This is a genomic window from Streptomyces sp. NPDC041191 (genome assembly GCF_055591945.1).
In genome coordinates this window covers 527327-553369 of record NZ_JBVIZC010000003.1, presented here as the reverse complement: position 1 = coordinate 553369, position 26043 = coordinate 527327, and the positions used below count along the sequence as shown (strand labels likewise).

Annotated in this window: 22 protein-coding genes and 1 pseudogene; 8 read left to right on the top strand and 15 right to left on the bottom strand. The window is 73.3% G+C overall.

Annotated elements, in window-relative coordinates:
* Positions 1-115: 115 nt before the first annotated feature.
* From ACZ6AQ_RS08625 to ACZ6AQ_RS08590, 8 genes are all read right to left on the bottom strand, one after another.
* The gene (locus ACZ6AQ_RS08625; protein WP_468758580.1) at positions 116-1465 is read right to left on the bottom strand and encodes a nucleobase:cation symporter-2 family protein; all 1350 of its coding nucleotides are present in this window, start codon (positions 1463-1465) and stop codon (positions 116-118) included.
* A 425-nt stretch (positions 1466-1890) separates the two neighbouring features.
* Positions 1891-3282, bottom strand: coding sequence for an 8-oxoguanine deaminase (locus ACZ6AQ_RS08620; protein WP_468758494.1), 1392 nt, complete (start codon positions 3280-3282; stop codon positions 1891-1893).
* Positions 3283-3390: 108 nt separating this feature from the next.
* Complete coding sequence (locus ACZ6AQ_RS08615; RefSeq protein ID WP_468758492.1) at positions 3391-4794, bottom strand: nucleobase:cation symporter-2 family protein; 1404 nt, start codon at positions 4792-4794, stop codon at positions 3391-3393.
* Between the two features lie 71 nt (positions 4795-4865).
* Positions 4866-5813 carry a factor-independent urate hydroxylase gene (pucL, locus tag ACZ6AQ_RS08610; protein WP_468758490.1) on the bottom strand — a complete coding sequence of 316 codons (948 nt, stop codon included), beginning with the start codon at positions 5811-5813 and terminating at the stop codon, positions 4866-4868.
* Between the two features lie 5 nt (positions 5814-5818).
* Positions 5819-6226, bottom strand: coding sequence for a hydroxyisourate hydrolase (gene uraH / locus ACZ6AQ_RS08605; protein WP_468758488.1), 408 nt, complete (start codon positions 6224-6226; stop codon positions 5819-5821).
* Positions 6223-6738, bottom strand: a complete 516-nt coding sequence (gene uraD / locus ACZ6AQ_RS08600; protein WP_468758486.1) for a 2-oxo-4-hydroxy-4-carboxy-5-ureidoimidazoline decarboxylase — start codon at positions 6736-6738, stop codon at positions 6223-6225. The genes uraH and uraD overlap by 4 nt, the downstream gene beginning before the upstream one ends.
* A 155-nt stretch (positions 6739-6893) precedes the next feature.
* A complete protein-coding gene (locus tag ACZ6AQ_RS08595; protein ID WP_388696254.1) occupies positions 6894-7232 on the bottom strand; it encodes a helix-turn-helix domain-containing protein in 339 nt (112 codons plus the stop codon).
* A 44-nt stretch (positions 7233-7276) separates the two neighbouring features.
* A complete protein-coding gene (locus ACZ6AQ_RS08590; protein ID WP_468758579.1) occupies positions 7277-7591 on the bottom strand; it encodes a YkoF family thiamine-binding protein in 315 nt (104 codons plus the stop codon).
* 142 nt (positions 7592-7733) lie between these two features.
* Between ACZ6AQ_RS08590 and ACZ6AQ_RS08585 the strand changes: the two genes are divergently transcribed.
* The 3 genes from ACZ6AQ_RS08585 to ACZ6AQ_RS08575 all read left to right on the top strand — a co-directional run bounded on the left by ACZ6AQ_RS08585 (position 7734) and on the right by ACZ6AQ_RS08575 (position 11174).
* Complete coding sequence (locus tag ACZ6AQ_RS08585) at positions 7734-8585, top strand: TIM barrel protein (RefSeq protein WP_388696133.1); 852 nt, start codon at positions 7734-7736, stop codon at positions 8583-8585.
* A 46-nt stretch (positions 8586-8631) separates the two neighbouring features.
* Positions 8632-9522, top strand: coding sequence for a 2-hydroxy-3-oxopropionate reductase (locus ACZ6AQ_RS08580; RefSeq protein WP_468758484.1), 891 nt, complete (start codon positions 8632-8634; stop codon positions 9520-9522).
* 194 nt (positions 9523-9716) lie between these two features.
* The gene (locus tag ACZ6AQ_RS08575; protein WP_468758483.1) at positions 9717-11174 is read left to right on the top strand and encodes a catalase; all 1458 of its coding nucleotides are present in this window, start codon (positions 9717-9719) and stop codon (positions 11172-11174) included.
* Positions 11175-11474: 300 nt separating this feature from the next.
* Here the strand turns inward: ACZ6AQ_RS08575 and ACZ6AQ_RS08570 are convergent, their stop codons facing one another.
* Entirely contained in the window at positions 11475-12695 is a 1221-nt protein-coding gene (locus ACZ6AQ_RS08570; protein ID WP_468758481.1) for an MFS transporter, read from the bottom strand.
* Positions 12696-12777: 82 nt separating this feature from the next.
* Between ACZ6AQ_RS08570 and ACZ6AQ_RS08565 the strand changes: the two genes are divergently transcribed.
* Positions 12778-13764, top strand: coding sequence for an ArsR/SmtB family transcription factor (locus ACZ6AQ_RS08565; RefSeq protein WP_468758479.1), 987 nt, complete (start codon positions 12778-12780; stop codon positions 13762-13764).
* Positions 13765-13871: 107 nt separating this feature from the next.
* Here ACZ6AQ_RS08565 and gcl read toward each other — a convergent pair whose 3' ends face one another.
* Positions 13872-15659 carry a glyoxylate carboligase gene (gene gcl / locus ACZ6AQ_RS08560; RefSeq protein ID WP_468758477.1) on the bottom strand — a complete coding sequence of 596 codons (1788 nt, stop codon included), beginning with the start codon at positions 15657-15659 and terminating at the stop codon, positions 13872-13874.
* A 979-nt stretch (positions 15660-16638) separates the two neighbouring features.
* Here gcl and ACZ6AQ_RS08555 point away from each other — a divergent pair.
* The 3 genes and pseudogenes from ACZ6AQ_RS08555 to ACZ6AQ_RS08545 all read left to right on the top strand — a co-directional run.
* Positions 16639-17118, top strand: a pseudogene (locus tag ACZ6AQ_RS08555) (hypothetical protein); the annotation flags it as partial.
* A gap of 253 nt (positions 17119-17371) precedes the next feature.
* Positions 17372-18154 carry a TIGR04222 domain-containing membrane protein gene (locus ACZ6AQ_RS08550; protein ID WP_468758476.1) on the top strand — a complete coding sequence of 261 codons (783 nt, stop codon included), beginning with the start codon at positions 17372-17374 and terminating at the stop codon, positions 18152-18154.
* A gap of 49 nt (positions 18155-18203) precedes the next feature.
* A complete protein-coding gene (locus ACZ6AQ_RS08545; protein ID WP_468758474.1) occupies positions 18204-18728 on the top strand; it encodes a GNAT family N-acetyltransferase in 525 nt (174 codons plus the stop codon).
* A 57-nt stretch (positions 18729-18785) separates the two neighbouring features.
* Here ACZ6AQ_RS08545 and ACZ6AQ_RS08540 read toward each other — a convergent pair whose 3' ends face one another.
* The 3 genes from ACZ6AQ_RS08540 to ACZ6AQ_RS08530 all read right to left on the bottom strand — a co-directional run bounded on the left by ACZ6AQ_RS08540 (position 18786) and on the right by ACZ6AQ_RS08530 (position 23330).
* Positions 18786-20390, bottom strand: a complete 1605-nt coding sequence (locus ACZ6AQ_RS08540; protein ID WP_468758473.1) for an AMP-binding protein — start codon at positions 20388-20390, stop codon at positions 18786-18788.
* The gene (locus ACZ6AQ_RS08535) at positions 20387-22066 is read right to left on the bottom strand and encodes an AMP-binding protein (RefSeq protein WP_468758471.1); all 1680 of its coding nucleotides are present in this window, start codon (positions 22064-22066) and stop codon (positions 20387-20389) included. Before ACZ6AQ_RS08535 ends, ACZ6AQ_RS08540 begins: the two co-directional genes overlap by 4 nt.
* Before the next feature lie 124 nt (positions 22067-22190).
* Complete coding sequence (locus tag ACZ6AQ_RS08530; protein ID WP_468758470.1) at positions 22191-23330, bottom strand: winged helix DNA-binding domain-containing protein; 1140 nt, start codon at positions 23328-23330, stop codon at positions 22191-22193.
* A 266-nt stretch (positions 23331-23596) separates the two neighbouring features.
* Here ACZ6AQ_RS08530 and ACZ6AQ_RS08525 point away from each other — a divergent pair, with 266 nt between their 5' ends.
* The gene (locus ACZ6AQ_RS08525) at positions 23597-24883 is read left to right on the top strand and encodes a radical SAM protein (protein WP_468758578.1); all 1287 of its coding nucleotides are present in this window, start codon (positions 23597-23599) and stop codon (positions 24881-24883) included.
* Positions 24884-24976: 93 nt separating this feature from the next.
* On the opposite strand, the gene ACZ6AQ_RS08520 is transcribed toward ACZ6AQ_RS08525, so the two are convergent.
* Positions 24977-25183, bottom strand: coding sequence for a cold-shock protein (locus ACZ6AQ_RS08520; protein WP_388696162.1), 207 nt, complete (start codon positions 25181-25183; stop codon positions 24977-24979).
* 155 nt (positions 25184-25338) lie between these two features.
* Positions 25339-25989: a TetR/AcrR family transcriptional regulator gene (locus ACZ6AQ_RS08515; protein ID WP_468758468.1), complete on the bottom strand. Its 651-nt coding sequence runs from the start codon at positions 25987-25989 to the stop codon at positions 25339-25341.
* Positions 25990-26043 lie beyond the last annotated feature (54 nt).

Here is a 26043-nt window from a genome sequence, read left to right as displayed (position 1 = left end):
GGGTCCCGGGACCCGGGCGCGGGCACCGCTCCCCCGGCCGGCCCCGGCGCGCTCCGGCCCCGGGCCCCGCGGCGGGCGCGGGGGCCGGGGCGGCCGGGCGGGGTGGGGAGCGGGGTCAGTGGACGTGCGCCGCCTTCGCGGCGCGGCTGCCGGAGATCTCCTCGCCGGGCTCCATCGGGGCGGTGACCTCGTCGTCGTCCCGGCGCCGTCCCAGGTGGTTGAAGACCACGTTGAGCAGGACGGCGGCGACGCAGCCGGTCGAGATGCCCGAGTCCAGGATGATCCGCGCGGTCTCCGGGAAGGAGTGGTAGAAGCCGGGCTCGGTGATCGGGATGATGCCGACGGCCAGGGAGACGGCCACGATCAGCACGTTGTTGTCCTTCTCCAGACCGGCCCTGACGAGGGTCTGGATGCCGCTGGCGGCGACCGAGCCGAAGAGGACGACGCCCGCGCCGCCGAGGACCGGCCGGGGGACGATCGAGATGAGCGAGGCGGCGACCGGCGAGAGGCCCATCAGGACCAGGAAGCCGCCGCCGCAGGCGACGACGAAGCGGCTGCGGATGCGGGTCATCGCGACCAGGCCGATGTTCTGGGCGAAGGCGCTGCACATGAAGCCGTTGAAGAGGGGGCTGAGCGCGGAGCCGAGGGTGTCGGCGCGCAGTCCGGCGGCGATGGTCTTCTCGTCGGCGGGCCGCTCGACGATCTCACCGAGCGCCAGCATGTCGGCGGTCGACTCGGTCATGGAGACCAGCATGACCACGCACATGGAGACGATCGCGGCGAGGGCGAACTGCGGGGCGCCGAAGTGGAACGGCGACGGGAAGCCGACGAGGTCCGCCTCGGTCACCGGGGAGAAGTCGGTGACGCCGAACGGTACGGCGATGAGGGTGCCGGCGACGAGGCCGAGCAGGACGGCGATCTGCTTGAGGAAGCCGCGGGTGAAGCGGCGCAGGAGCAGGACGACGACGAGGGTGATGCCGGCGAGGGAGAGGAAGGTGGCCGAACCGTAGTCCGCCGCCTTGGGGTTGGGCCCCTGGGCCCAGCCGAAGGCCACCGGGAGGAGGGAGACGCCTATGAGGGTGATGACGGTGCCGGTGACGACCGGGGGGAAGAACCGCACCAGCCGGGAGAACCAGGGGGCGGCGAGGAAGCCGAGGAGTCCGGCGACGATGATCGCGCCGAAGATCACGGGGAGCGCGTCGGTCTTGTTCTCGGTCGTGTCGATGATCGCGAGCATCGGGGCGACGCCGGCGAAGGTGACGCCGTTGACGAACGGGAGGCGGGCGCCGATCTTCCAGACGCCGAGGGTCTGCAGGAAGGTGGCGAGCCCCGCGGTGAAGAGGCTGGCGCCGGTGAGGAAGGTGAGCTCGGTGCCGGAGAGGCCGACGGCCGCTCCGACGATCAGGGGCGGGGCGACGACGCCCGCGTACATGGCGGCCACGTGCTGGAGGCCGCTGGTGAGCATCTTCAGTGGGGGGAGCGTCTCGTCGACGGGATGCCTCTCGCGGGCGTCGGGGGCGGAGCCTGCTTCTTGTGCCTTGCGAACCTGGGGCGTGGCGGCCACGGCGGTTCCTCCGGTCGGGTGCACGTCGGCGGTGACGTGGGTGTCAGGGAGGTGGTGCGAGGAGGTGCGGTGTGCGGGAGGTGCGGCCCGCCCGTCGCGCGCGGGATGCCCGGCGGACGGTGCTTCGCGGGGTGGAGCGGTGCCGCCGCGGGAGGAGCGGCGCGCGGACGGGTGCCCGGTGGGGGGTGCGGGCACGGCTCACCGTCCCGGGAGGTGCCGTACGTCTTCCGCGTACGGCACCTCCCGGTCGGGCTGCCGCGGACCCGTGCGGGTCCGCGGCGACCGGCCGGGGGCCGTCCCCCCTCGGCCGGACTCCGTGGGGAGGGTCAGGGCCGGGCCGCGATGCGGGCCAGGCGCCGCGCCTCCGTGCGCGCTTCGCGCGCGACGGCGTCCTCGTCGACCGTGAGCAGCCGGCCGTCCTCGACGATCTGTCTGCCGTTGACGAAGGAGGCGGTGACCGGGGCCGCCGCTCCGAGGACGAGGGCGGCGACCGGGTCGGCGATCGTGGAGTGGCCGAGGCCGTCGATCCTCCAGAGGACGAAGTCGGCGAGCTTGCCCGCCTCCAGGGAGCCGGTGTCGTCGGCGCGGCCGAGGACCCGCGCGCCGCCGTGGGTGCCGAGGCGCAGGGCCTGGCGGGCGCTCAGCGCGGCCTCGCGGTGGACGCCGAGCCGGTTGACGAGGAGCGCGTTGCGCAGCTCCGTGTGGAGCTCGCCGGATTCGTTGGAGGCGGTGCCGTCGACACCGAGGCCGACGGGGACGCCCGCCGCGAGCATGTCCGGTACGCGGGCGATGCCGGCGGCGAGGCGCGCGTTGGAGGAGGGGCAGTGGGCCACGCCCGTCCTCGTGCGGGCGAAGGCGGCGATGTCGGAGTCGTTCATGTGGACGCAGTGCGCCATCCACACGTCCTTGCCGAGGAAGCCCGTGGACTCGAAGTAGTCCGTCGGCCCCATGCCGAACAGTTCGCGGCAGAACTTCTCCTCCTCCACGGTCTCCGAGCCGTGGGTGTGCAGGCGCACGCCCAGGCGGCGGGCGAGCGCGGCGCTCTCGCGGAGCAGTTCGGTGGAGACCGAGAAGGGGGAGCAGGGGGCGACGGCGACCTGGACCATCGCGTCGGGCGAGGCGTCGTGGTGGCGCTTCACCGTCTCCTCCGTGGCGGCGAGCGCACCCTCGGTGGTCTCGACGGCGAAGTCCGGCGGCAGGCCGCCGTCCTTCTCGCCGCGGTCCATGGAACCGCGGGCGAGGGTGAGGCGGACGCCCGTCTCGGCGGCGGCGCCGATGACGGCGCCGGAGAGGTCGCCGGAGTCCACCGGGTGGATGTAGTGGTGGTCCGCGGCGGTGGTGACGCCGCCCCGGGCCATCATCGCCAGCGAGCCCCGGGCTGCGGCGCGCACCATCCGCTCGTCGATCCGTGCCCAGGCCGGGTAGAGCGCGACCAGCCAGTCGAAGAGGTTGTGGTCGGTCGCGAGGCCCCGGGTGATCCACTGGTAGAAGTGGTGGTGGGTGTTGACCAGGCCGGGTGTGACGAGGTGGCCGGCGGCGTCGATCCGCCGGACCACGTTCGCCAGGTCACCGGGGGCGCTGCCGGGGCCGACGGACTCGATCCTGTTGCCCGCGACGACGAGGTGCCCGGAGGCGTACTCGGTGTCGTCCGCGTCGACGGTCGCGATCGCCGCGTTCTCGACGACGATCCGCTGGGGAGCTGTCGAAGGTGCTGCCATGACGGTGCCTCCTTCATTCCTCGGGAGTGGGGCGGGCGCGGTGGGGCCCGGGGTGTGCGCCGGAAGCGGCGTCGTCCGTCCCTGGGGGCGGGACTTTCCGGACACGTCCTAGGAGGATTCGAGTGCCGGGGCCGTGCGGCTCCGGGCGCCGAGATGGTGGAAGAACAGGTTGAGCAGGACCGCGACGAGCGCGCCCGCGCTGATGCCGGAGCCGAGGACGGTCTGCGCCCAGGCCGGGAAGTCGGCGTAGAAGGTGGGCGCGGCGAGCGGGACGATGCCCGCTCCGAGCGCGACGGCCACCAGGATGATGTTGGAGCTGTCGTCGAGTCCGGCCTCCGACAGGGTGCGGATGCCGCTGACGGCGATCGAGCCGAAGAGGACGATGCCGGCGCCGCCGAGGACGGGCATCGGGACCGTGGAGACGACCGCGCCGAGGACGGGGAAGGCGCCGAGGACCAGGAGGGCGCCGCCGGCGACGGCGACCACGTACCGGGAGCGGACCCGGGTCAGCGAGACGACGCCGACGTTCTGGGCGAAGGCCGAGGTCGGGAAGCCGCCGAAGACGGGGCCGAGGAGGGTGGCGATGCCGTCGGTGCGCAGGCCCCGGGTGATGGTCCGGCCGTCGCTGCGCCGTTCGCAGATCTCGCCGAGGGCGAGCATGCCGGCGCTGGACTCCGTCATCAGGACCAGCATCACGATGCACAGGGAGAGGATCGCGGCGGGCTGGAACTCGGGGGCGCCGAAGGCGAAGGGGGTGGGAAGCGCCGCGACGGGCGCCTCGCGCAGGGCGGTGAAGTCGGCCATGCCGAAGGGGATCGCGGCGAGGGTGCCGACGAAGAGGCCGAGCAGCAGGGCGATCTGCTTGACGAAGCCCCTGCCGAAGCGCTGGAAGAGCAGGATGACGACGAGGGTGAAGGCGGCCAGTGCCAGGTACTTCATGGCGCCGAAGTCTGCGGCGAGCCGGTCGCCCCCCTGCGCCCAGCCGACGGGCACGGGCATCAGGGTGACCCCGATGAGGGTGATGACGACGCCGGTGACGAGCGGCGGGAAGAAGCGCAGGAGTCTGCCGAAGAAGGGACCGACGGCGAGGCAGAACACTCCGGCGACCATCACCGCGCCGTAGATGGCGGGGAGTTGGTCTCCGGGGGCGCTGGTCTCGGCGATGGCGAGCATCGGGGCGATGCCCGCGGACGAGGCGGCGTTGACGAACGGGAGCCGGTTGCCGGCGAAGCGTCCGAGGCCGAGGGTCTGCAGGATGGTCGCGCATCCCGCGATGAGGAGACTGGCCGCGATGAGCCGGGTCATGCCGGCCGCGTCCAGGCCGACGGCCTGGCCGATGATGAGCGGAGGGGTGACGACGCCGGCGTACATGGCGGCGATGTGCTGGAGTGCCGCGGGGACGAGCCGCGAGACGGGGAGCTTCTCGTCCACCGGGTGGCAGTCTGCCGGGGTGGACGGCGGGGTGGAACACGGGCCTTCGGCGGGTGCCGGCCCCATTGCGGGCTGTGCCATGGGATTCCCTCCGGTCCGGTGCGGCCCCCGCCCGGCTGCGGGCGGGCGGGGGCCGGTCACTCGGATGCCGCTTAGAGGTTGGTCATGTCGACCGGGATCTGCGCCGTGGCTCCGTCCCGCAGGACGGTGGCCTCGATGAGGCCGTACATGCGGTCGGCGGCGTAGTAGACCTCGTTGTCGTTCTTCAGGCCGAAGGGTTCGAGGTCGACCAGGAAGTGGTGCTTGTTCGGGAGCGAGAAGCGGACCTCGTCGATCTCCGAGCGGTGGTTGATGATCCGGGCGGCCATCTGGTAGAGCGTCTGCTGGAGGGAGTACGAGTAGGTCTCCGCGAACGCCTCCAGCATGTGCTTCCTGGTCTGCTCGTAGGACCGCTCCCAGTGGGGCATGCGCTGGTCGTCGTCGGTCCAGTTGAAGCGCCAGCGGCCGGACACCTGGGTGGCCAGGATGCGGTCGTACGCCTCCTGCAGCGTCGTGTACTTGTCCTTGATGTAGCCCCAGAACTCCGAGTTGGTGGAGTTCATGACGACGAGGTCCTTGAGGCCGGAGATGACCTCCCACTTCTCGCCGTCGTAGGTGATCTGGGTGACGCGGGTCTCCTGGCCCTTGCGGGCGAAGGAGTGGTTGACCTCGTCGGCGCCGATGAACCGGGAGTTGGCGTCGGAGGAGGCGATGCGCTCCCAGGCGTACTCCTCGATCCGGATGCGGGCCTGCTTGATCGGCTCCTGGCTCGTCACGAAGTGGCGGGCGAGGTGGATGCCGAACTGCTCGGCGGACTCGATGCCGTACTCCTTGGCGAACGCGAAGACGGTGTTCTTCGTCGTGTCGGTGGGGAGGCAGTGGGCGTTGGAGCCGGTGAGGTGGACGTCGCTGAGGTCGCCGGAGAGGGCGACGGAGACGTTCAGGTCCTTGATGTGGTGGGTGGCGCCGTCCCGCGTGATCTTGACGACGCGGTTCTCCGCTTTGCCGTACTGGTTCTGGCCGAGGATCACAGGGTGGGCAGGGCGGGAAGGGGGTGTCATGTCTGCTAGCTCCCTCGGTAAACGGAGTAGCCGAACGGGTTGAGCAGCAGCGGTACGTGGTAGTGCTCGCCCGGCACGACGGCGAACGTGATCGCCACCTCCGGGAAGAACGCACCGGTCGTACCGCTGTCCCGATTCGCGGGGGCGTCCTGCTGCGCCTCGGCTTGCTTGTTCTGCTTGCTCAGGAAGTACGCCTCGGTCTCGAAGTCGAGGCGCACGTGGGTGGTTCCCTCCGGCAGGGCCGGCAGGTCCTTGCAGCGCCCGTCCGCGTCGGTGGCGGAGCCGCCGAGCGCGACCCATTCCGCGCCGGAGCCGGCGCGGGCCGCGAGCGTGACGGCGACGCCCCCGGCGGGACGGCCGCGGCTGGTGTCCAGGACGTGTGTGGACACCGAGGCGGTGGTGTCGGTGCTCATGCGGTGTTCTCTTCCTCTACGAGACGGGCCAGCCGGATGCGGTTGATCCTGCCCAGTTCGGTGCGGACGGTCTCCCGCTCCTCCTCGGGCGAGTGGGCGATCCGCTCGCGGGCCGCGTCGCGCATCTGCTCACCGGTCCTGCCGGTGGCGCAGATGAGGAAGACGTGACCGAACTTCTCCTGATAGGCCAGGTTGAGTTCGAGCATCTCGGCCTTGAGTTCCTCGGAGGCGCCGGCCATCCCGCTCTGTTCGCGGGAGGAGGTCGGGTCCCCGGCCTTCGGACGACCGATCGGCGGGTGCCCCGCCATCGCCTCGGCCAGGTCCTCGGCGGTCAGCTCGGCCGTGGCGGCGTCACTGGCGAGGAAGAGGGCTTCGGCGGTGGTGTACGGGCGCCGGGCGAGGATCCTGCTCCCCCACGCCGAGCTGGAGCACACCTCGTGGAGCGCGGCGACCGCCTCGCTGTCCGCCGAGGTGTTGAACCGGGCGAGGCCCGGTGTCGTACCTGAAGTCACGGGAAGCCTCCGTGGCTGTTTTTCGCTGTGCGTCGGACGGGCTGCGGATAGCTAACGCCCTCCGCAACACGGCGTCAACACTTTGTTGAAAAGTTGGTCACGCAAAAGCCGCCGCCCCGACATCCGGGCGGCGGCTTGTGGTCACGCATGGCCAACTAGTCGTTCTCGACCGCCTTTTCCCTGTTCAGAGCGGTCTCCCGGTTCAGGTAGTTGTAGACGGTGAAGCGGCTGACGCCGAGCGCGCCCGCCACCGTCTCCACCCCGTGACGCACGGAGAAGGCGCCGCGCGCCTCCAGGGCGCGGACGACCTCCTGCTTGGACTTGCGGTCGAGTTCCGACAGCGCCGTCCCGTACCGCCGCTCCATCGCCGCCAGGATGTGGTCCAGGGACTCCGACAGCTGCGGGAGGCGCACGGCGAGCACGTCCTCCCCCTCCCAGGACAGGACCACGTCGTCGGCCCCGGCCCGCCCGGGGTCGAGCAGTTCGGCGCCCATGGCGTCCACCAGGGGCTTCACCGCGGCGACCAGAGGGTGTTCGTTCACTTCTCGCCCCCCTCGGCGGCGGCGCCGCCCCCGGTCGCGCCGTGCCCGGCGGCGCCCTCCCCGGCCCCGTCCCGCCCGATCACGTTGACCTGGAGCGAGACGCGGGTGGCGCCGACCGCGAGCGATTCGCGGAGCAGCGCGCCGACGGCGGTGAGCACCGCGTCCGCGCCGCCCTCCGCCGTGTTGCCGAAGGGGCCGACGTCGACCGCGTCGAGGCCGGCCGACTGGATGACCTCACGGGCCACGACCGCGTGCGCCGGGGCCTCGTCGAGGTCGAAGGGCTCGGTCGTGAACTCCACTTTCAAACGCACCATGCCCCCACGCTACGGCCCTTCCCCGGCCCGGCGGGAGCCCCGGACCTGCGGGGACCTCTTGACAAGCACGCCACCCACCTTGCAGCATTCCGTCAGACAGAAACTTACTTCCGCGATACGGAAGGAGCGCCCACCCCTCATGACCCGCTTCCCAGAAGACGCCGTCACGGACCAGCGCTTCGATGTGAACCTGTCGATCCTCTTCACGGAACTCCCGCTCCTGGAGCGCCCCGCCGCCGCCGCCGCGGCGGGCTTCACCGCGGTCGAGCTGTGGTGGCCCTGGATCGACACCGCCACCCCCCGGCAGAGCGAGCTCGACGCCCTCAAGAAGGCCCTCGACGACGCCGGGACCCGGCTGGTGGGCCTGAACTTCTACGCCGGACGGCTCCCCGGCCCGGACCGCGGGGCCCTCTCCGTGCCCGGGGAGGAGTCGGACCGCTTCCGCGCCAACATCGACGTGGCCGCCGACTTCGCCGCCTCGGTCGGCTGCGGGGCGCTCAACGCGCTCTACGGCAACCGCGTCGAGGGCGTGGACCCGGAGGTCCAGGACGCCCTCGCCCTGGAGAACCTGGTCCTGGCCGCCCGGGCCGCCGACCGCGTCGGCGCGATCCTCCTGATCGAGGCCCTCAACGCGCCGGAGTCGCCGCTCTACCCACTGGTGAGCGCCCCCGCCGCGATCGAGGTCGTGGACAAGGTCAACGCGGCCACCGGCCTCGGCAACGCCAAGTTCCTGCTCGACGTCTACCACCTGTCGATGAACGGCGAGGACGTGAGCGAGGTCATCGCGCGGTACGCGGACAGGACCGGCCACGTGCAGATCGCGGACAACCCGGGCCGCGGCGCGCCGGGCACCGGCGACCTGCCCCTGGAGCGGCTCCTCGACGAGCTGAGGAAGGCCGGCTACGACGGCTGGGTCGGCCTGGAGTACAAGGCCGCCGACGCCGCCGCGTCCTTCGCGTGGCTTCCGGCCGAGGCCCGCGCGGCCCGCTGACCAGCACCCCTCCCCGTACCACCAGAGCTTTTCGAGAGGCACCCTCATGAGCACCCTTCCCAAGGTCGCCTGGATCGGCCTCGGCATCATGGGCTCCCCCATGTCCGAGAACCTCCTCAAGGCCGGCTACCAGGTCACCGGCTTCACCCTGGAGCAGGACAAGCTGGACCGCCTCGCCGCGGCCGGCGGCACCGCCGCGGGCTCGATCGCCGAGGCCGTCGGGGACGCCGACGTCGTCATCACGATGGTGCCCGCCTCCCCGCAGGTCGAGGCGATCGCCTACGGCCCCGACGGCATCCTGGAGAACGCGAAGCGGGGTGCGCTGCTCGTCGACATGTCGTCGATCACCCCGCAGACCTCGGTCGACCTCGCCAAGAACGCCGCGGAGAAGGGGATACGCGTCCTCGACGCCCCGGTCTCCGGCGGCGAGGCCGGCGCCGTCGAGGCCGTACTCTCGATCATGGTCGGCGGCGAACGGGCCGACTTCGACGAGGCCCTGCCGGTCCTGGAGGCCCTCGGCAGGACGATCGTGCTGTGCGGGCCGCACGGCTCCGGCCAGACGGTGAAGGCCGCCAACCAGCTCATCGTGGCGGTCAACATCCAGGCGTGCGCCGAGGCCGTGGTCTTCCTGGAGAAGTCCGGCGTGGACCTGGGCGCCGCCCTCGACGTCCTCAACGGCGGCCTGGCCGGCTCGACCGTGCTGACCCGCAAGAAGGACAACTTCCTGAACCGGGACTTCAAGCCGGGCTTCCGGATCGACCTGCACCACAAGGACATGGGCATCGTCACCGACGCCGCCCGCAACGTCGGCGCCGCCCTCCCGGTCGGCGCGGTCGTCGCCCAGCTCGTCGCCTCCCTGCGCGAGCAGGGCGACGGCGGCCTGGACCACTCGGCCCTGCTCCGCGCCGTCGAGCGCCTCTCCGGCCGGCAGGTCTGATCCCCCACCCCGCTCCCGGGGCCCCGATTTCCGGCCGGCGGCGGTGCCGACACTTGTCCTGTCGCGCCCAGGCGCCGCCGCCGGCCGGAACACCACACTTCGATTTCAACAAACTGTTGACGTTTTTCGAGTGGCGTCCTTACGCTCCTCACCACTTCAGCAGTGCATCCCGTACGGAAGGTCGACCCGACGAAATGACGCAGCGCGTGCTTACGACCGAGTCCGGCGCCCCCGTCGCCGACAACCAGAACTCCGCCACCGCCGGCGTCGGTGGTCCCCTCCTCCTCCAGGACCAGCACCTGCTGGAGAAGCTCGCGCGCTTCAACCGCGAGCGGATCCCGGAGCGCGTGGTGCACGCCCGCGGTTCCGGCGCGTACGGGTACTTCGAGGTGACCGACGACGTCACCGGCTTCACGAAGGCCGCCTTCCTCTCCGAGGTCGGCAGGCGGACCGAGACCTTCGTCCGCTTCTCCACCGTGGCCGACTCGCTCGGCGGCGCGGACGCGGTCCGCGACCCCCGCGGTTTCGCGCTGAAGTTCTACACCGAGGAGGGCAACTACGACCTCGTCGGCAACAACACCCCGGTGTTCTTCATCAAGGACCCGATCAAGTTCCCCGACTTCATCCACTCGCAGAAGCGCGACCCCTTCACGGGCCGTCAGGAGCCGGACAACGTCTGGGACTTCTGGGCCCACTCCCCCGAGGCCACCCACCAGATCACCTGGCTCTTCGGCGACCGCGGCATCCCCGCCTCCTACCGCCACATGCACGGCTTCGGGTCGCACACCTACCAGTGGACCAACGAGGCGGGCGAGGCGTTCTTCGTCAAGTACCACTTCAAGACGAACCAGGGCATCCGCAGCCTCTCCGCCGAGCAGGCCGCCGAGCTGGTCGGCAAGGACGCCAACTCGCACCAGACCGACCTGCTCCAGGCGATCGAGCGCGGGGTCAACCCCTCCTGGACCCTCTACGTCCAGATCATGCCGGCGGCCGAGGCGGCGGACTACCGCTTCAACCCGTTCGACCTCACCAAGGTGTGGCCGCACGCCGACTACCCCCTCCAGCGGGTGGGCCGCCTGGTCCTCGACCGCAACCCGGACAACGTCTTCGCCGAGGTCGAGCAGGCCGCGTTCTCCCCGAACAACTTCGTGCCCGGCATCGGCCCCTCGCCGGACAAGATGCTCCAGGGCCGCCTGTTCGCCTACGCGGACGCCCACCGCTACCGCCTCGGCGTCAACCACACCCTGCTGCCGGTGAACGCCCCCAGGGCGACCACGGCGCAGAACTACGGCCGCGACGGCCTCATGGCCACCCGCAACGGCTCGCGCCACGACAAGAACTACGAGCCCAACTCGTACCGGGGCCCGGCCCAGACCGACGCCGCGCTCTCCGCGCCGCTCGCGGTCCACGGCTGGACCGGCACCCACGAGGCGCCCGCGCACGTCAAGGACGACGACTTCTTCCAGGCCGGCGAGCTGTACCGCCTGATGTCCGAGGACGAGAAGGGCCGGCTCGTCGCCAACATCGCCGGCAGCCTCTCGCAGGTGTCGCGCGAGGACGTCATCGAGAAGAACATCGCGCACTTCGCCGCCGCCGACCCGGACTACGGCAAGCGCGTGGCCGAGGCGGTCAACGCCCTGCGCGAGAGCTGACCCACGGCAGCACCCAGGCTGCGTACGGCACTTGACGGGAGGTCAGCGCCGTACGCGGTCCGGAACACCGGCCCGGATGAGGGGTGGCCGGCGAACCGGACAGCGTGAGGACCGCGGCGGCGCCGAGCCAGTGCGGTGGCCAGGGCGACGGCCTTCCCCTCCTGACCTGAAGGAGGGAAGGGCCGCTCCGCCCGCCGGCGCCGCCGCGGTCCCAACGCCCCCCGTACCGGGGGAACCCCGAGGCTCCGCCCGGCGGTGCGGACGTCCTGTCGCGCCCGCCCGCCCCGCACCGCCGGGCGGTCAACGAGCGGGAGGGCGCGGAACCAGGTCCACGGACACCGGTTCCGCGCTCTTCCCCTTTTCTCCCCCCTCCCGGTCCGCCCGCGCCAGCAGGAACGTCACGACGAGCGAGGCCAGGGCCAGGACCACCATCCCGGTCCGCGGCGAGGTGTACTGGGCGAGGCCGCCGCCCAGGGCCGCGCCCACCCCCTGGAACGCGAGCATCCCCGAGGAGTGCAGTCCCAGGGCGTGACCGCCCAGCTCCTGCGGCACCAGGGCCGTCAGCCGCTCCTGGTGCAGCAGCGTCGCCCCGTACCCCACCGCCGACACGGTCACGGCGGCGAGCGCGAGCGGAAGCGCGGGGTCGAGGGCGAAGAGGAGGAACGGGGCGGCGAGCAGCGCCTGGAGCGGGAAGCGGAGCCGGCCGCGCAGCCGCGCCGGTACGAAGCGGCCGACGGCCACGTCCCCGGCCAGCATCCCGAACGCGCCGCAGACGAAGAGGAGTCCGGCGCGCTCGGGGGCGTACGGCACGAACAGCGACTCGCAGCCCACGATCAGCCCGTTGGGCACCCACAGCGCGAGGTAGCAGCGGCGCCGGGCGGGCACGGACAGGAGCCGCGCGTTGGTCCGCCGGGTCGCCGCGACCGAGGGACGCCCCCCGGCACGCGGGGGACGCGCCCCCAGGCCGAGGCGGGCGGACAGGGCGGCGGCGAGGTACAGCCCGGCCCCGGCGAGGACCGCGCCGCGCGGTGAGAGCAGGGCGACGAGGAGCCCGCCGGCCGCGAAACCGCCGATCTGGCAGGCGCCGGCGGCCATGTTCGTCACCGAGCGGCCGAGGAGGTACGCCTCGCGCGGCAGGATCTCGTTCAGGAGGCCGTACCGCACCCCGCCGCCCAGCGAGGCCGCGAGCCCCTCGGCGAGGAGGACCGCGAAGACCGCCCAGGTGGGAAGGGCGGGGACCGCCAGGACGGCCGTGCCCGCGGCGAAGAAGAGGGCGACCCCGGAGAGCGCGGCGCGCGGCGGCAGCCGGTCGGCGGCGGAGAGCAGCGTGGTCGCGCCGAGGAGCTGGGCGAGCGAGGGACCGAAGAGGGCGAGCGCGGAGAGGAACGGCGAACCGGTGGCGTGGAGGACGAGGGTGGCGAGACCGAGGCCGGCCACCGTCTGCGCGGCGGTGTGGACGGAGCCGGTGAGGAGGAGCGGGGTGAATTCGGGGGTGCGGAAGAGGGTGCGGTAGCGGGCCATGCGGGGAGTCTCGGAGGGGTCCGGCGCGTACCGTTAGCGTTTCGCCGGGGGGCGAAACCCGGACCTGTGGGAGGGCGGCGGCATGGGCTGGTGGCGGATCGGGGCCGACTCGCTCGCGGGCGGCCGCTTCGTGGTGTCGCCGCTGGCCGAGACGGTCGCCGCGCTCAAGGTCCTGCACGCGGCCGCCGCGAGCCACCCGGGTGAACGGGCCTGGCTGACCGCGTCCCTGCCCGCCTACCGGGCGCGCCTGACGGCCGAACCGCTCGACGCCCTGCTCGTGCGGTCCGCGATCGGCCCCACCTGGAACGCGGACTTCCTGACGCCGACGCCGCTGGGCGAGGGCGAGCGGCCCTTCGAGGAGGAGGTGGAGGCCGTCCGCGCCGCCGACCCGGCCGGCGCGGTGCCGCAGCTGGCCGTCGCGCTCGGCGGGCCCGTGCCGGAGCCGCTGCGTGCGGCGCGGGACCTGCCCGGACGGATGGCGGAGGTCCTGACGTGGGTGTGGCGGGAGACGGTGCTTCCGGAGTGGCCCCGCCGGCGGCGGATCCTCGAGGCCGACGTGACGGCGCGGACCGCGCGGCTGGGGCGGGGCGGCTGGGCGGCGGCCCTGGACGAGCTGAGCCCGGGGAGGACGCGCTGGCTGGGCGACGGCCGCCTCCAGGTGAACACCCGCTCCCACCCGCCGCGTTCGGTCGACGGCGGCCTGCTGCTCTTCGTACCGGTGACCCCGGCCACCGGCTGGGTGTCCTGGGAGGGGGCGGAGCGGTTCGCGGTGGTGTACCCCTGCGCGGGCGTCCTGGCGGACGCCTCGGGCCCGGTCGTGCCGCGGGCGCTCGGCACGCTGCTCGGACCGGCGCGGGCGGGGGTCCTCGTGCGTCTCGGGTCCCCTCTGTCCACGAGCCAGTTGGTGGCCCTGACCGGGCAGGGGCTCGGTTCGGTGGGCCGCCACCTGAAGGTGCTGCGGGAGGCGGGCCTCGTCCGGCGGGGACGGGCGGGCCGGTCGGTCCTCTACGAGTGGACGGAGGCGGGCGCGGTGCTCGTACGGGCCCAGGGCGTACGGATGCGGGAATGAGCACGGCCCGGCGCGTACGGGCGCCGGGCGCGGGAGGGGCGGGGAACGGCCCCCGTCCCGGTGCTCGCCGGGACGGGGCCCCGCCGCGGGGGCGGGAGCGGAGCGGATCAGACCCGGAGGGCCCTGATCGCGGTCGGCGCGTGGCCGGGCTCGGTGGCCAGCTCCTCGAACTCGGTGACGTCGCTCATGTCGGCCGTCCTGCTCATCGCGATGTTGGTGACGCGCTCCAGGATCACCTCGACGACGACCGGGACCCGGTGCTCGACGGCCAGCTTCCTGGCCTGCTCCAGGGCCTCGCCCAGCTTGTCCGGGTCCTCGACGCGGATGGCCTTGACGCCCAGGCCCTCGGCGACCTTGACGTGGTCGACGCCGTAGACGCCGATCTCCGGGCTGTTGATGTTCTCGAACTCCAGGTTGACCTCGAAGTTGATGCCGAGGCCGCCCTGCGCCTGGCGGATGAGGCCGAGGTAGGCGTTGTTCACGAGGACGTGGACGTAGGGGACCTTGTGCTGGGCGGCGACCGCCAGCTCCTCGATCATGAACTGGAAGTCGTAGTCGCCCGAGAGCGCGACGACCGGGGTGTCCGGGTCGGCGGTCGCGGCGCCGATGGCGGCCGGGACGGTCCAGCCGAGCGGGCCGGCCTGGCCGCAGTTGATCCAGTGGCGCGGCCTGTAGACGTGCAGGAACTGCGCGGCGGCGATCTGGGAGAGGCCGATGGTGGTGACGTAACGGGTCTCCGGACCGAAGGCCCGGTTCATCTCCTCGTACACGCGCTGCGGCTTCATCGGGACGTCGTCGAAGTGCGTGCGGCGCTGGAGGGTCGCCTTGCGCTCCTGCGCGGAGGCGGCCCAGGCGGTGAAGTCGGGGAGGCGGCCGGCGGCCTTCCACTCCCGGGCGATCTCCAGGAAGAGTTCCAGTGCGGCCCCGGCGTCGGAGGCGATGCCGTAGTCCGGGGCGAAGATCCTGCCGAGCTGGGTGGGCTCGATGTCGACGTGGACGAACTTCCGGCCCTCGGTGTACGCGTCCAGGTTGTAGCCCGTGTGGCGGTTGGCCCAGCGGTTGCCGATGCCGAGGACGAAGTCGGACTCCAGGAAGGTCGCGTTGCCGTAGCGGTGCGCGGTCTGGACGCCGACCATGCCGGCGGCCAGCTCGTGGTCGTCCGGAATGGTGCCCCAGCCCATGAGGGTGGAGATGACGGGGACGCCGGTCAGCTCGGCGAACTCCACGAGCAGGTCGGAGGCGTCGGCGTTGATGATGCCGCCGCCGGCGACGATCAGCGGGCGCTCGGACTCCAGGAGGAAGCCGAGGGCCTTCTCGGCCTGGACGCGGGTGGCGCGCGGCTTGTAGACCGGCAGCGGCTCGTACGTCTCCGGGTCGAACTCGATCTCGGTCAGCTGGACGTCGATCGGCAGGTCGATGAGGACCGGGCCGGGGCGCCCCGAGCGCATGAGGTGGAACGCCTGCTGGAAGACGCCGGGGACCTGCGCGGCCTCCAGGACGGTGGTGGCGGCCTTGGTGACCGGCTTGGCGACGGTGGCGATGTCGACGGCCTGGAAGTCCTCCTTGTGGAGCTTCGCGACCGGGGCCTGTCCGGTGATGCAGAGGATCGGGATCGAGTCCGCGACGGCCGAGTACAGGCCGGTGATCATGTCGGTGCCGGCCGGTCCCGACGTGCCGATGCAGACGCCGATGTTGCCGGCCTTGGCACGGGTGTAGCCCTCGGCCATGTGGGACGCGCCCTCGACGTGGCGGGCGAGCGTGTGGCCGACGCCGCCCACGTTCTTGAGCTCGCGGTAGAAGGGGTTGATCGCCGCGCCGGGGACGCCGAACGCCTGGGTGACGCCTTCGCGCTTGAGGATTTCAACGGCCGCTGCGGCGGCGGTCATACGAGGCATGGGAGTGCTCCTGCTTCGGCCGGGCGGATCCAGGAGGTCCCCTCCGCCGGGAGGCCCACCTCACTGTTTCCGTAATGCGGAAATACTGTTCTGCCATACGGAAGCAATGTAGGCGCGGCGGCGAAGAGCCGTCAAGAGAGGTCCGCCCGCCGGGACGGACGGCGCGATCGCGTCGTCCGGAGGGACCGATGTGGCCGAACGGCCTCCCCCGGGAGGGCGGATGGGGGGACGATGGGAGCGAGCGACAGGGGGTTGGGTTGTGGGCGATTCCGTACCGGTGCGCTGCCCGGAGTGCCTGAGCACGCGGGCGTACGCGGCGCCCGCCTTCCCCTGCGCGTGCGGAAGTCCCGTGGCGGCGCCGGTGGCGGCGGGCGCGGCGGAGCCGATCACGCGCCGGAACTGGGCGGACGAGTGGGTCGCCGTCCGCTGCGGCGCCTGCGGCCGCGAGAACGACTGGCCCCACCCGGAGTTCGCCTGCCCGTGCGGCACGGTCCTGCGGGTGCCGGTCCGGCCGGTGGACGGTGGGGGCGGTACGGCGGAAGGGGGCCGCGCGGACGGCACCGAGCACGGCGCCGCCCCGATGCCGGCCGCGGAGGCGTCACGGCCCCCGGGCGGCCACGGCCCGGACGGGAGGGGCCCCTCCGCCCCGGGGCGCGGGACGGGAGCGGAGCCGGGGCGGTACGCGGCGGGGACGGGACCCGGCGGACCGCCGGCCGGCCGTGACGGCCTCCGGGGCGGACCGTCCTCCGGGGGCGCCCGGCGCCGCGCGGCGGAGCCCGGCTCGGAGTGGTTCGGCACGGCCCCCGGCGGGCCCCGGCCCGGCGGGAGCGGTAGGGGTGCGACCGGTTTCGGTGCGGGCGGTACGGGCACGGGCGGTGCCGACGGGAGCGGTCCGCGTGCGGGGGCCGCGCGCCCGGGCGGTCCGTCCGGTTCCGGCACCGAACCGGACGGCGGCGCCGGGCGGCGGGGCCCCGGCGTGCCGCCGCCCGCCGGGCCGTACCGCGCGTCCGCCGGGTACGGCCCCGCGCACGTCCCGCCGCCCCCGGTGGTCCCGCGCCCGGGACCGGCGCGGGGCGCGTTCCGGCCCGTGACGATCCGGACCGCCCGGGACGCGGTGGCGGCCGCCGCCGGGTACCTGCGCTGGCTCGGGTTCCCCGGCGTCGTCCAGCCCGAGGAGCGTCCCGCGTCCGGGGTGGACCTGCGGGCGCCGGGGCTCGTCGCCCAGGTGGACCCGACCACCCGGCCCGCCGGGCTGCGGGCGGTCGAGTGCCTCTGGCTCACCGGCCTGAACGCGTCCGCCGTGAGCGTGTTCTTCTCGCTCGCCGGCTACACCCCGGAAGCCCGTTCCCGCGCCGCCGAGATCGGCCTGCCGCTCTTCGTGCTCGACCTGACCGGGACCCCGCAGCCGGTCAACCGCGCCGCCGACGACCTGGCCGCGGGCGGCGCCTGCGCGCCGTAGGGCGCGCGGGGGACCCGGGGCCCCGGGGACCCGGGGGACTCGCGAAGAGCGCACGGAGGGAACACGGCGAACGTGCCGGGAACGCCCGGGTGGTGCGCCGGGAGCACGCGCGGAGCGTACCGGCGGCACCCCCGGAAGGCGTGTCGGGAACGCGCCCCTCCCTCCTCCCCCGCACCTTCTCGACATGCGAAATCGGCCATTCACGCGTGACGATCACGCTCCACCGGGCACAACTCCCTTGGGGGTGGACGTCATGGGGACGGGGACGTGGTGGTTCATCGGGGCGGCCTGGGGCGAACTGCTGCTCGCCGCCGCTCTGTTGCGAACGCGCAGCCGGGAGAGCGGAGAGGGGGACACGGACCGCGTGCCGGCGCCGCAGGCGCTCGCGCTGCTGCGGGGCGGGCGGCGAGCCGCGGTGACCGTGGCGCTGGTGGCACTGCACCAGCGCGGGGCGGTCGAGGCGGGCCGCAAACATACGATTCGGGCCAACGGCGGGCCGGGCCGGACCCGCGACCCCGTACAGCTCGGTGTGCACGGGTCGCTCCGCCGGGCCCTCGCCCTGGGGGAGCTGGCCCAGCGGCCGGAGGCGCGGCGGGCCGTGGACGCGCTGAGCGGCGAGCTGCGCGGGGCCGGGCTGCTGCGGCCGGTCCCGCGGCTGCGGGCCGCGCGGGCGCTGCTCTGCTGCGTACCGCCGACCGTCCTCGCGGGGCCGTTCGCGACCGGGGCGTCCGGCGCGGACCTCGCGGTGGCGCTCGCGGCCGGGTCGCCGGCGGCCCTGGGAGCGGCGGCGCTGCTGCGGCTGCCCGTCACGACCGGGGCGGCGCGGCGGCTGATCGCCGGACTGCGGGAGCGGTACCCGCTGCCGGCCCACCGCCAGGAGGTGACGGACGGGGGCCTCGTCCAGTTGTACGTGGCGCTGTACGGCGACCCGGCCCTCGCCCTGTTCCTGCCCCGCTTCTCGCGGGACGGGGGACTGCTCGACCGGGCCGGGGAGGAGGGGCGGGGCCGCCCGGCGGCCGGCGGCCCCGCGCGGTGAGGGCACGTCGCGCCGTGCCCGCCCGTACCGTCCCGGGCCATACTGGCGCATGCGCATCAGAGCGGCCGCCGCGTCCGAACTCCCCCTGCTCCAGGACATCGAACGGGAGGCCGGCGAGCCGTTCCGCTCCCTCGGCATGGCGGCGGTCGCCGACGACGACCCGCCGTCCCTGGAGGTCCTGGAGGCGTACCGCCGTGCGGGCCGGGCCTGGGTGGCGGTGGACGACGCCGACCGCCCGGTGGCGTACCTGCTCGCCGACACGGTCGACGGCGCCGCCCACGTCGAGCAGGTGTCGGTACGTCCGGAGGCCGCCCGCCGGGGCGTCGGCCGGGCCCTGATCGAGCACCTGGCGCGGACCGCGGCGCGCGAGGGCCTGACGGCGCTGACGCTGACGACCTTCGCCGAGGTGCCCTGGAACGCCCCGTACTACGCCCGGCTCGGTTTCCGCCCGCTCGCGGACTCCGACCCGGCCCTCACCGAGGGGCTGCGCGCCGTCCGCCGGGCGGAGGCGGCCCACGGCCTGGCGGCCTGGCCCCGCGTCTGCATGCGCCGGGACCTCACCGCCGCGCCCTGAGCCACCGCCGGGCGCGCCCCGGGACGTTCCGTCCGCCGTGCGCGCCCGGGGCCGGCCTCACGTCCCCTCGGCGTACCGTTCCCGCAGCTCCACCTTCCGCACCTTCCCGCTCACCGTCATCGGGAACTCGGTCAGGATCTCCACCCGGCGGGGGACCTTGTAGGGGGCGAGCCGGTCCCGGCAGAAGTCCCTGATCTCGTCCGGGGTGGGCGGGTCGGCCGGGTCGCGCGGGATCACGCAGGCCAGGATCTCCTCGCCGTACCGCTCGTCGGGGACTCCGACCACCTGGACGTCGGCGATCTTGGCGTGTCCGTGGAGGAACTCCTCGATCTCGCGCGGGTACACGTTCTCCCCGCCCCGGATGATCATGTCCTTGATGCGGCCGACGATCCGCACGTATCCGTCGTCGCGCATCACCGCCAGGTCGCCCGTGCGCATCCAGCCGGCCCGGTCGATCACCTCGGCGGTCCTCTCCGGGTCGTCCCAGTAGCCGAGCATCACGCCGTAGCCGCGGGTGCACAGCTCCCCCGCCGTGCCGCGTTCCACCGTCAGCCCGTCCGCCGGGTCCACGATCTTCACCTCGACGTGCGGCAGGACCCGCCCGACCGTGCCGGTGCGGCGCTCCAGGTCGTCGTCGCGGCGGGTCTGGGTGGAGACGGGAGAGGTCTCGGTCATGCCGTAACAGATCGACACCTCCGCCATGTTCATCTCCGCGACGACCCGTTTCATCACCTCCTCCGGGCACGGCGAGCCCGCCATGATCCCGGTGCGGAGGGTGGACAGGTCGTACGCGGCGAAGTCGGGGAGGTCCAGCTCCGCGATGAACATCGTCGGCACCCCGTACAGGGAGGTGCAGCGCTCCTCCTGGACCGCCCGGAGGGTGGCGGCGGGGTCGAAGGAGGGGGCGGGGATCACCAGGCAGGCGCCGTGCGAGGTGGCCGCGAGGTTGGCCATCACCATGCCGAAGCAGTGGTAGAACGGGACCGGGACGCAGATCCGGTCCCGCTCGTCGTAGGCGAGCATCTCCCCGACGAAGTAACCGTTGTTGAGGATGTTGTGGTGGGAGAGCGTGGCGCCCTTGGGGAAGCCCGTGGTCCCCGAGGTGTACTGGATGGTGACGGGCTCGTCGCAGGAGAGCGGCTCCGGACGCGACTCCCCCGCCGTGCGGGTGAGGAACGCGTCCCAGCTCGCGTCCCCGAAGTACACGGTCTCCCTCAGGTCCCTCCGTCCCGGGGCGACCTGCTCGACCATAGCCCGGTAGTCGCTCGTCCTGTGGGCGAGCGAGGCGAAGAGCAGGGAGATGCCCGCCTGGTCGAGGACGTACGCCAACTCGTCCGCCCGGTAGGCGGGGTTGACGGTGACCATGACGGCGCCGATGCGGGCGGTGGCGTACTGGACGAGGACCCATTCGGCGCGGTTCACGGCCCAGATGCCGACCCGGTCGCCCTTGCGGACGCCGCTGCCGAGCAGGGCGCCGGCCAGCCGGTCCACGTCCGCGGCGAACTCCGCGTAGGTCCAGCGGCGCCCGGCGGGAACGTCGACGAGGACCTCGCAGTCGGGCCGGGCGGCGACGGCCCGGTCCAGGCAGGCGCCGATGGTGTCCCCGAGGAGCGGGGTGGTGGACGTGCCGTGGGCGTACGAGAGTTCCTTCGGCGCGTTCACGCGAGGTCCCCCTCGGCGTACTCGGTGCCGCCGCCCTCGGCGGTGAGGCGGCGCAGCTCCACGCGCCGGATCTTCCCGGAGACGGTCTTGGGCAGGTCGGCGAACTCGATGCGCCGGATCCGCTTGTACGGGGCGAGGACCGCGCGCGAGTGCGCGAAGAGGGCCTTCGCGGTCTCCTCGCCCGGCTCCCAGCCCGCCGCGAGCACGACGTACGCCTTGGGGACGGCGAGCCGCAGCGGGTCGGGGGCGGGGACGACGGCGGCCTCGGCGACGGCCTCGTGCTCCAGGAGCGCGCTCTCCAGCTCGAACGGGCTGATCTTGTAGTCGGACGCCTTGAAGACGTCGTCCGCGCGCCCGATATAGGTAATGTATCCCTCTTCGTCCCGCGCGCCGATGTCACCGGTGCGGTAGTAGCCGCCGGCCATCGCCTCCGCCGTGCGCTCCGGATCGCCGTGGTAGCCGGCCATCAGGCCCACCGGGCGGTCGGACAGGTCGAGGCAGATCTCGCCCTCGTCCGCGTCCGGGCGGCCGGTCACCGGATCGAGGAGGGTGACCCGGTAGCCGGGGCTCGGACGGCCCATGGAGCCCTCCTTGAGTCGCTGGCCGGGGCTGTTGGAGACCTGGACGGCGGTCTCAGTCTGGCCGAAGCCGTCCCGGACGGTGACGCCCCAGGCGCGCCGCACCGCCTCGACGACCTCGGGGTTGAGCGGTTCCCCGGCGGCGACGGCCTCGCGCGGCGGGGTCTTGAGCTGCGCCAGGTCGGCCTGGATCAGCATCCGCCACACGGTCGGCGGGGCACAGAAGCTGGTGATCCCGTTCCGCTCCATCTCGTCCATGAGCCGGGCCGGGTCGAAGCGCGTGTAGTGGTGGACGAAGACGGTCGCCTCCGCGTTCCACGGCGCGAAGAGGTTGGACCAGGCGTGCTTGGCCCAGCCGGGCGAGGAGATGTTGAGGTGGACGTCGCCGGGCCGCAGGCCGATCCAGTACATCGTGGAGAGGTGCCCGACCGGGTACGAGGCGTGGGTGTGCTCGACCAGTTTGGGGCGGGCGGTCGTGCCGGAGGTGAAGTACAGCATCAGCGTGTCGTCCGCGCGGGTGACGCCGTCGGGCTCGAAGGCGTCCGGCTCGCGGGCGGCGTCCTCGTACGCCAGCCACTCCCCCGTCCCGTCGCCGCCGACCGCGATCCGGGTGTAGTCGCCGGGGACATCGTCGAACTTGGCGGTGTCCCCGGCACGGACGACGACGTGGCGGGCGCGGCCCCGGTCGACGCGGTCGCGCAGGTCGGCGGGGCCGAGGAGCGGGGTGGCGGGGATGACGACGGCCCGCAGCTTCATCGCGGCGAGGACGGTCTCCCACAGCTCGGTCTGGTTGCCCAGCATGACGACGATCCGGTCGCCGGCGCGCACGCCCCGGGCCCGCAGCCAGTTCGCGACCCGGTTCGAGCGGGCGGACATCTCCGCGAAGGAGACCTTCGCCCCGGAGCCGTCCTCCTCGACGATGTGCAGCGCGGTGCGGTCGTTGCCCTCCGCGACGACGTCGAACCATTCGAGCGCCCAGTTGAACCGCTCGGGCCGGGGCCACGCGAAGCCCTCGCGGGCCGTGTCGTAGTCCTCGCGGTGGGCGAGCAGGAAGTCCCGGGCGGCCCGGAACTCCTCGGTCGCACTGGTCTCCGTCATGTGTCCTCCTCGTCGGGGGCCGGTCCAGGACATCGTGTAATCAGTGACCCGGGTCCCACCACCCCCCGTCCGGGGAGGAACCCGCGGACGGCGGGTTCCCCGGACCGGGCGGGGACCCCTCGGGTCACCCTTCCGGGTCGCGGAAGACGATCTCGTACGGCACGCCCGGCCGTCCCGTGATCCGCAGGATCCGCTCGGCCTCGGCGGCGAGGTCGGCGCGCCGGGCCCGGGTGGGGCGCTCAAAGGGCTCGACGGTCAGCGTGGTCCGCTCCCCGCCCTCGTCCAGGTACCAGCACCCGGCGAGGAACCCGTCGAGGAGGAAGACGCGGAGGCCCCGGTTGTTTCTCCAGGTGCGGGAACGGACCCCCGGCGCGAGGACGCGGGTGCGGTCGGCGTGCGAGAGGAGCAGGTTGTCGTACTCGGGGAGGAACCGGGGCGGGGCGGGGGTGTCCCCGTCGGGGCGGGGCGCGTCGGGCAGGTCGAAGAGTTCGGTGCCGCGCTCGTCCCGGAAGACCAGGAGCCGGGGCCGCAGGCGCTCGAAGGCGGCGCGGAGCCCGGTGAGCCCGCACCAGGTCCGCATGTCCTTGACGGAGGCGGGCCCGAAGGCGCGGAGGTAGCGCGGTACGACTTCGTCGGGGCCGGCGTCCCGCTCCGCGGCGTCCTGTCGCGCGGCGTCCCCGAACCACGCGTCCGTCGTGGTGAGCGCGACCCGTCCGCCGCGTCCCCACAGGCCGCGCGGGGTGACCTGGACGAGGGGGAGCAGACAGCGGGCGGCGGTGGAGAGGGAGACGGGGTCGGCGCCGGGCCACTCCCCGAGGAGTTCCCGGCGCAGCTCCCCGGGCGTGCGCGGCCGTTCCTCGACGAACGCGCGGGCGAGGGCGGCGAGCCGGCCGAGGTCGACGCCGTCGAGGCCGCCCCGGGAGACGAAGAGGGCGAGTTCACGGTCGACGGCACCGGGCTGCGCGAACCGGCGGAGGGCGACGGCGTCGCGCGCGGTGTGGGTGTGCACGGTGGAGCGCAGGGTGACGATGCGGGCGACGGCGCGGGACTCCATCAGCGCGGACAGCGCCTCGGGCCGGAAGCCGTCGAGGCGGGCGGCGAGCGCGTGGTACGGGGGCTTGGTCTCCTGGGCCTGGAGCCCCACGAGACGGCCGACGGCCTCCTCGGCGCCGAGCGGGGAGGGCCGCAGGAGCAACTGGCGTTCGAGGGTGGCGCGGTTGAGGGCGCGGGTGCCGAGCACGGGGTGGGTCGTCCTGAGGGCCATGGCGGGCACGCTATCCGCCCATGCGGACAGTTCCGGTCCGCGAGGGAACGGGGCGGACGCGAACGGGTGGGTCCCGCACCCCGGCGGGCGGCGGGCGGCGGGCGGAAGGCGACGGGCCGCGCGGGCGGAGTACCGGGGACCCGGCCGGTCCTCCGGCGACACGCGCGCGTAGCGTGGGACGCACGTCGGCTCCATAGCCCCTCACCCCCGGAGATCCGCCTGTGACCAGCGCCGCACCGACCCGTACCTCCGTCGTGGAGTCCCTGATGGACCGCTTCCCGGGGATCCCCCCGGAAGCCGTGTTCAAGGAGGACCTGCTGCGCGGCGGGCTCGCCTTCGACCCCTCCGCCCTGTCCGGCAACGAAGGGGGCGAGGTGAAGCCGAAGTCGTACTTCATCTTCTCCTTCGACCACCGGACGCTGCCGGAGCTGGGCGAGGCGGCGCTGAACCGTCCGCCGGAGGAGATCGTGCTGACCGGCGGGCCGTACGGGCTGCGCCGCACGGTGGTGTCGGTGCGGGTCAACCCGTCGTCGCCGTACCGGGTCGCGCCGGACGCCGACGGGGCGCTCGCGCTGTTCCTGGACGGGGCGCGGATCGCGGACGTCGGGCTGCCGCCGATGCCGGAGTACTACCGGCACCCGCTGTCGAACGGCAAGTCCGTGATGGAGGTGGCGCCGACGATCCAGTGGGGCTACCTGATCTACCTGACGGTCTTCCGGGTGTGCCAGTACTTCGGCGCCAAGGAGGAGTGCCAGTACTGCGACATCAACCACAACTGGCGCCAGCACAAGGCGGCGGGCCGCCCGTACACCGGGGTGAAGCCGGTGGACGAGGTCCTGGAGGCGCTGGAGATCATCGACCGGCACGACACGGCCCGCGCCTCGACCGCGTACACCCTGACCGGCGGGGCCGTCACCTCGCAGGTCGGCGGCAAGGACGAGGCCGACTTCTACGGGCAGTACGCGCGGGCGATCGAGGAGCGCTTCCCGGGCCGCTGGATCGGCAAGGTCGTCGCGCAGGCCCTGCCCAAGGAGGACGTGCGGCGCTTCCACGACTACGGCATCCGGATCTACCACCCGAACTACGAGGTGTGGGACCGGCGCCTGTTCGAGCTGTACTGCCCCGGCAAGGAGCGCTACATCGGCCGGGACGAGTGGCACCGCCGCATCCTGGACTCGGCGGAGGTCTTCGGGCCGCGCAACGTCATCCCCAACTTCGTCGCCGGGGTCGAGATGGCGCGCCCCTCGGGCTTCCTCACCGTGGACGAGGCCATCGCCTCCACCCGTGAGGGGCTGCGGTTCTTCATGTCGCGCGGGATCACGCCCCGGTTCACGACCTGGTGCCCGGAGCCGACGACGCCGCTGGGCCGCGAGAACCCGGACGGCGCGCCCCTGGAGTACCACCTGCGGCTGCTCGAGGCGTACACGGAGACGCTGCGGGAGAACGGGCTGACCGCCCCGCCCGGCTACGGGCCGGCCGGTCCCGGGCGCGCGGTGTTCTCGGTCAGCTCGTTCATGGACGCGCTGGCGCCGGAGCCCGGCTCCGGGGACTGAGGGGCCCCGGAGGAGGCCGTCCGGACGCGCACCCGTTCGGACGCGTACGAAAGCGTGGCCGGGCCCGGGTCCGCGCACCGGACCCGGCCGCCGTCAGAGGCGCAGCTCCTTGGCCTCGAACCGGCCGTCTCCGAGGACCAGGACGAAGGAGACCTGCTGTCCCTCCGAGAGGACCCGGCTCTCGTCCTCGATGTCCTCGGCACTGAACCAGATCTGCTCCTCGGAACCGACGGGGACGACGAATCCGTACCCGCCGAGACGGTTGAAGGAGTGCACGAACCCTTTGCTCCTGTTTTCCACCGCTGCCTCCTCCTCGGCGCCGGTGACGCGGTCGGGGGTGCCCCGGCCGGGGTCCGGACGGGACCGCGTCTCAGAGGAGATCTACCCCGTCCGCCCGCTCTTCGCCCGCCGGTGTGGGGGGCGGGACCACCCCTCCCGGGAAATATGTAGAATATTCAACAGAGGCCCGGTGCCGGGGATCCCCCGTGTCCGGTACCGGGCCTCGCCGCGCTGTCCGCTTCCCCCGGGTACGCGATCCGCGCCGCGATCCTGGCGATGCGCGCCGCCGTCTCCCGGGGGGAGGCCACCGGCTGGACGATGTGGCTGACGGTGAGCCGCACGACCGTCTCGACGGCGAGTCCGCGCGACTCCTCGTCCACGTCGGGCCAGGCCCCGACCGCGTACGCGTCGAGCATCGCCATGGCCGTGCCGAAGACCGGCTCCGGGCGGGTCGTGAGGTAGGCGAGCAGGTCGTCGCCGCCCTCCCGCGCCGCGACCAGGACGCTCCTGATCAGCGGGTCGTCCACGACCTGCTGGAGCGTGTAGCCGATGCCGGCCCTCGCCGCCGCCTCCAACTCGCCCCGGTGGGCGTCGAGTTCGCGCTCGATCCCGATCAGGAAGCCCTCCAGTTCGCGCTGGACCAGGGCGGTGCCGATGGACTCCTTCGAGCCGAACTCGTTGTAGAGGGTCTGGCGGCTGATGCCGGCGGCCCGCGCGAGGGAGGTCATGCGCAGCCCGCCCCAGCCCTCGGCGGCGACGAGGCGGTGAGCGGCGTCGAGCACCTGCTCGCGCAGCAGAGAGCGGACGCTCTCGCGGAAACGTGTCATCGTCCCCCCACTTTATCCACCGGCCCCCGCCACGAGCAGGGGTGCGCAAGGGCC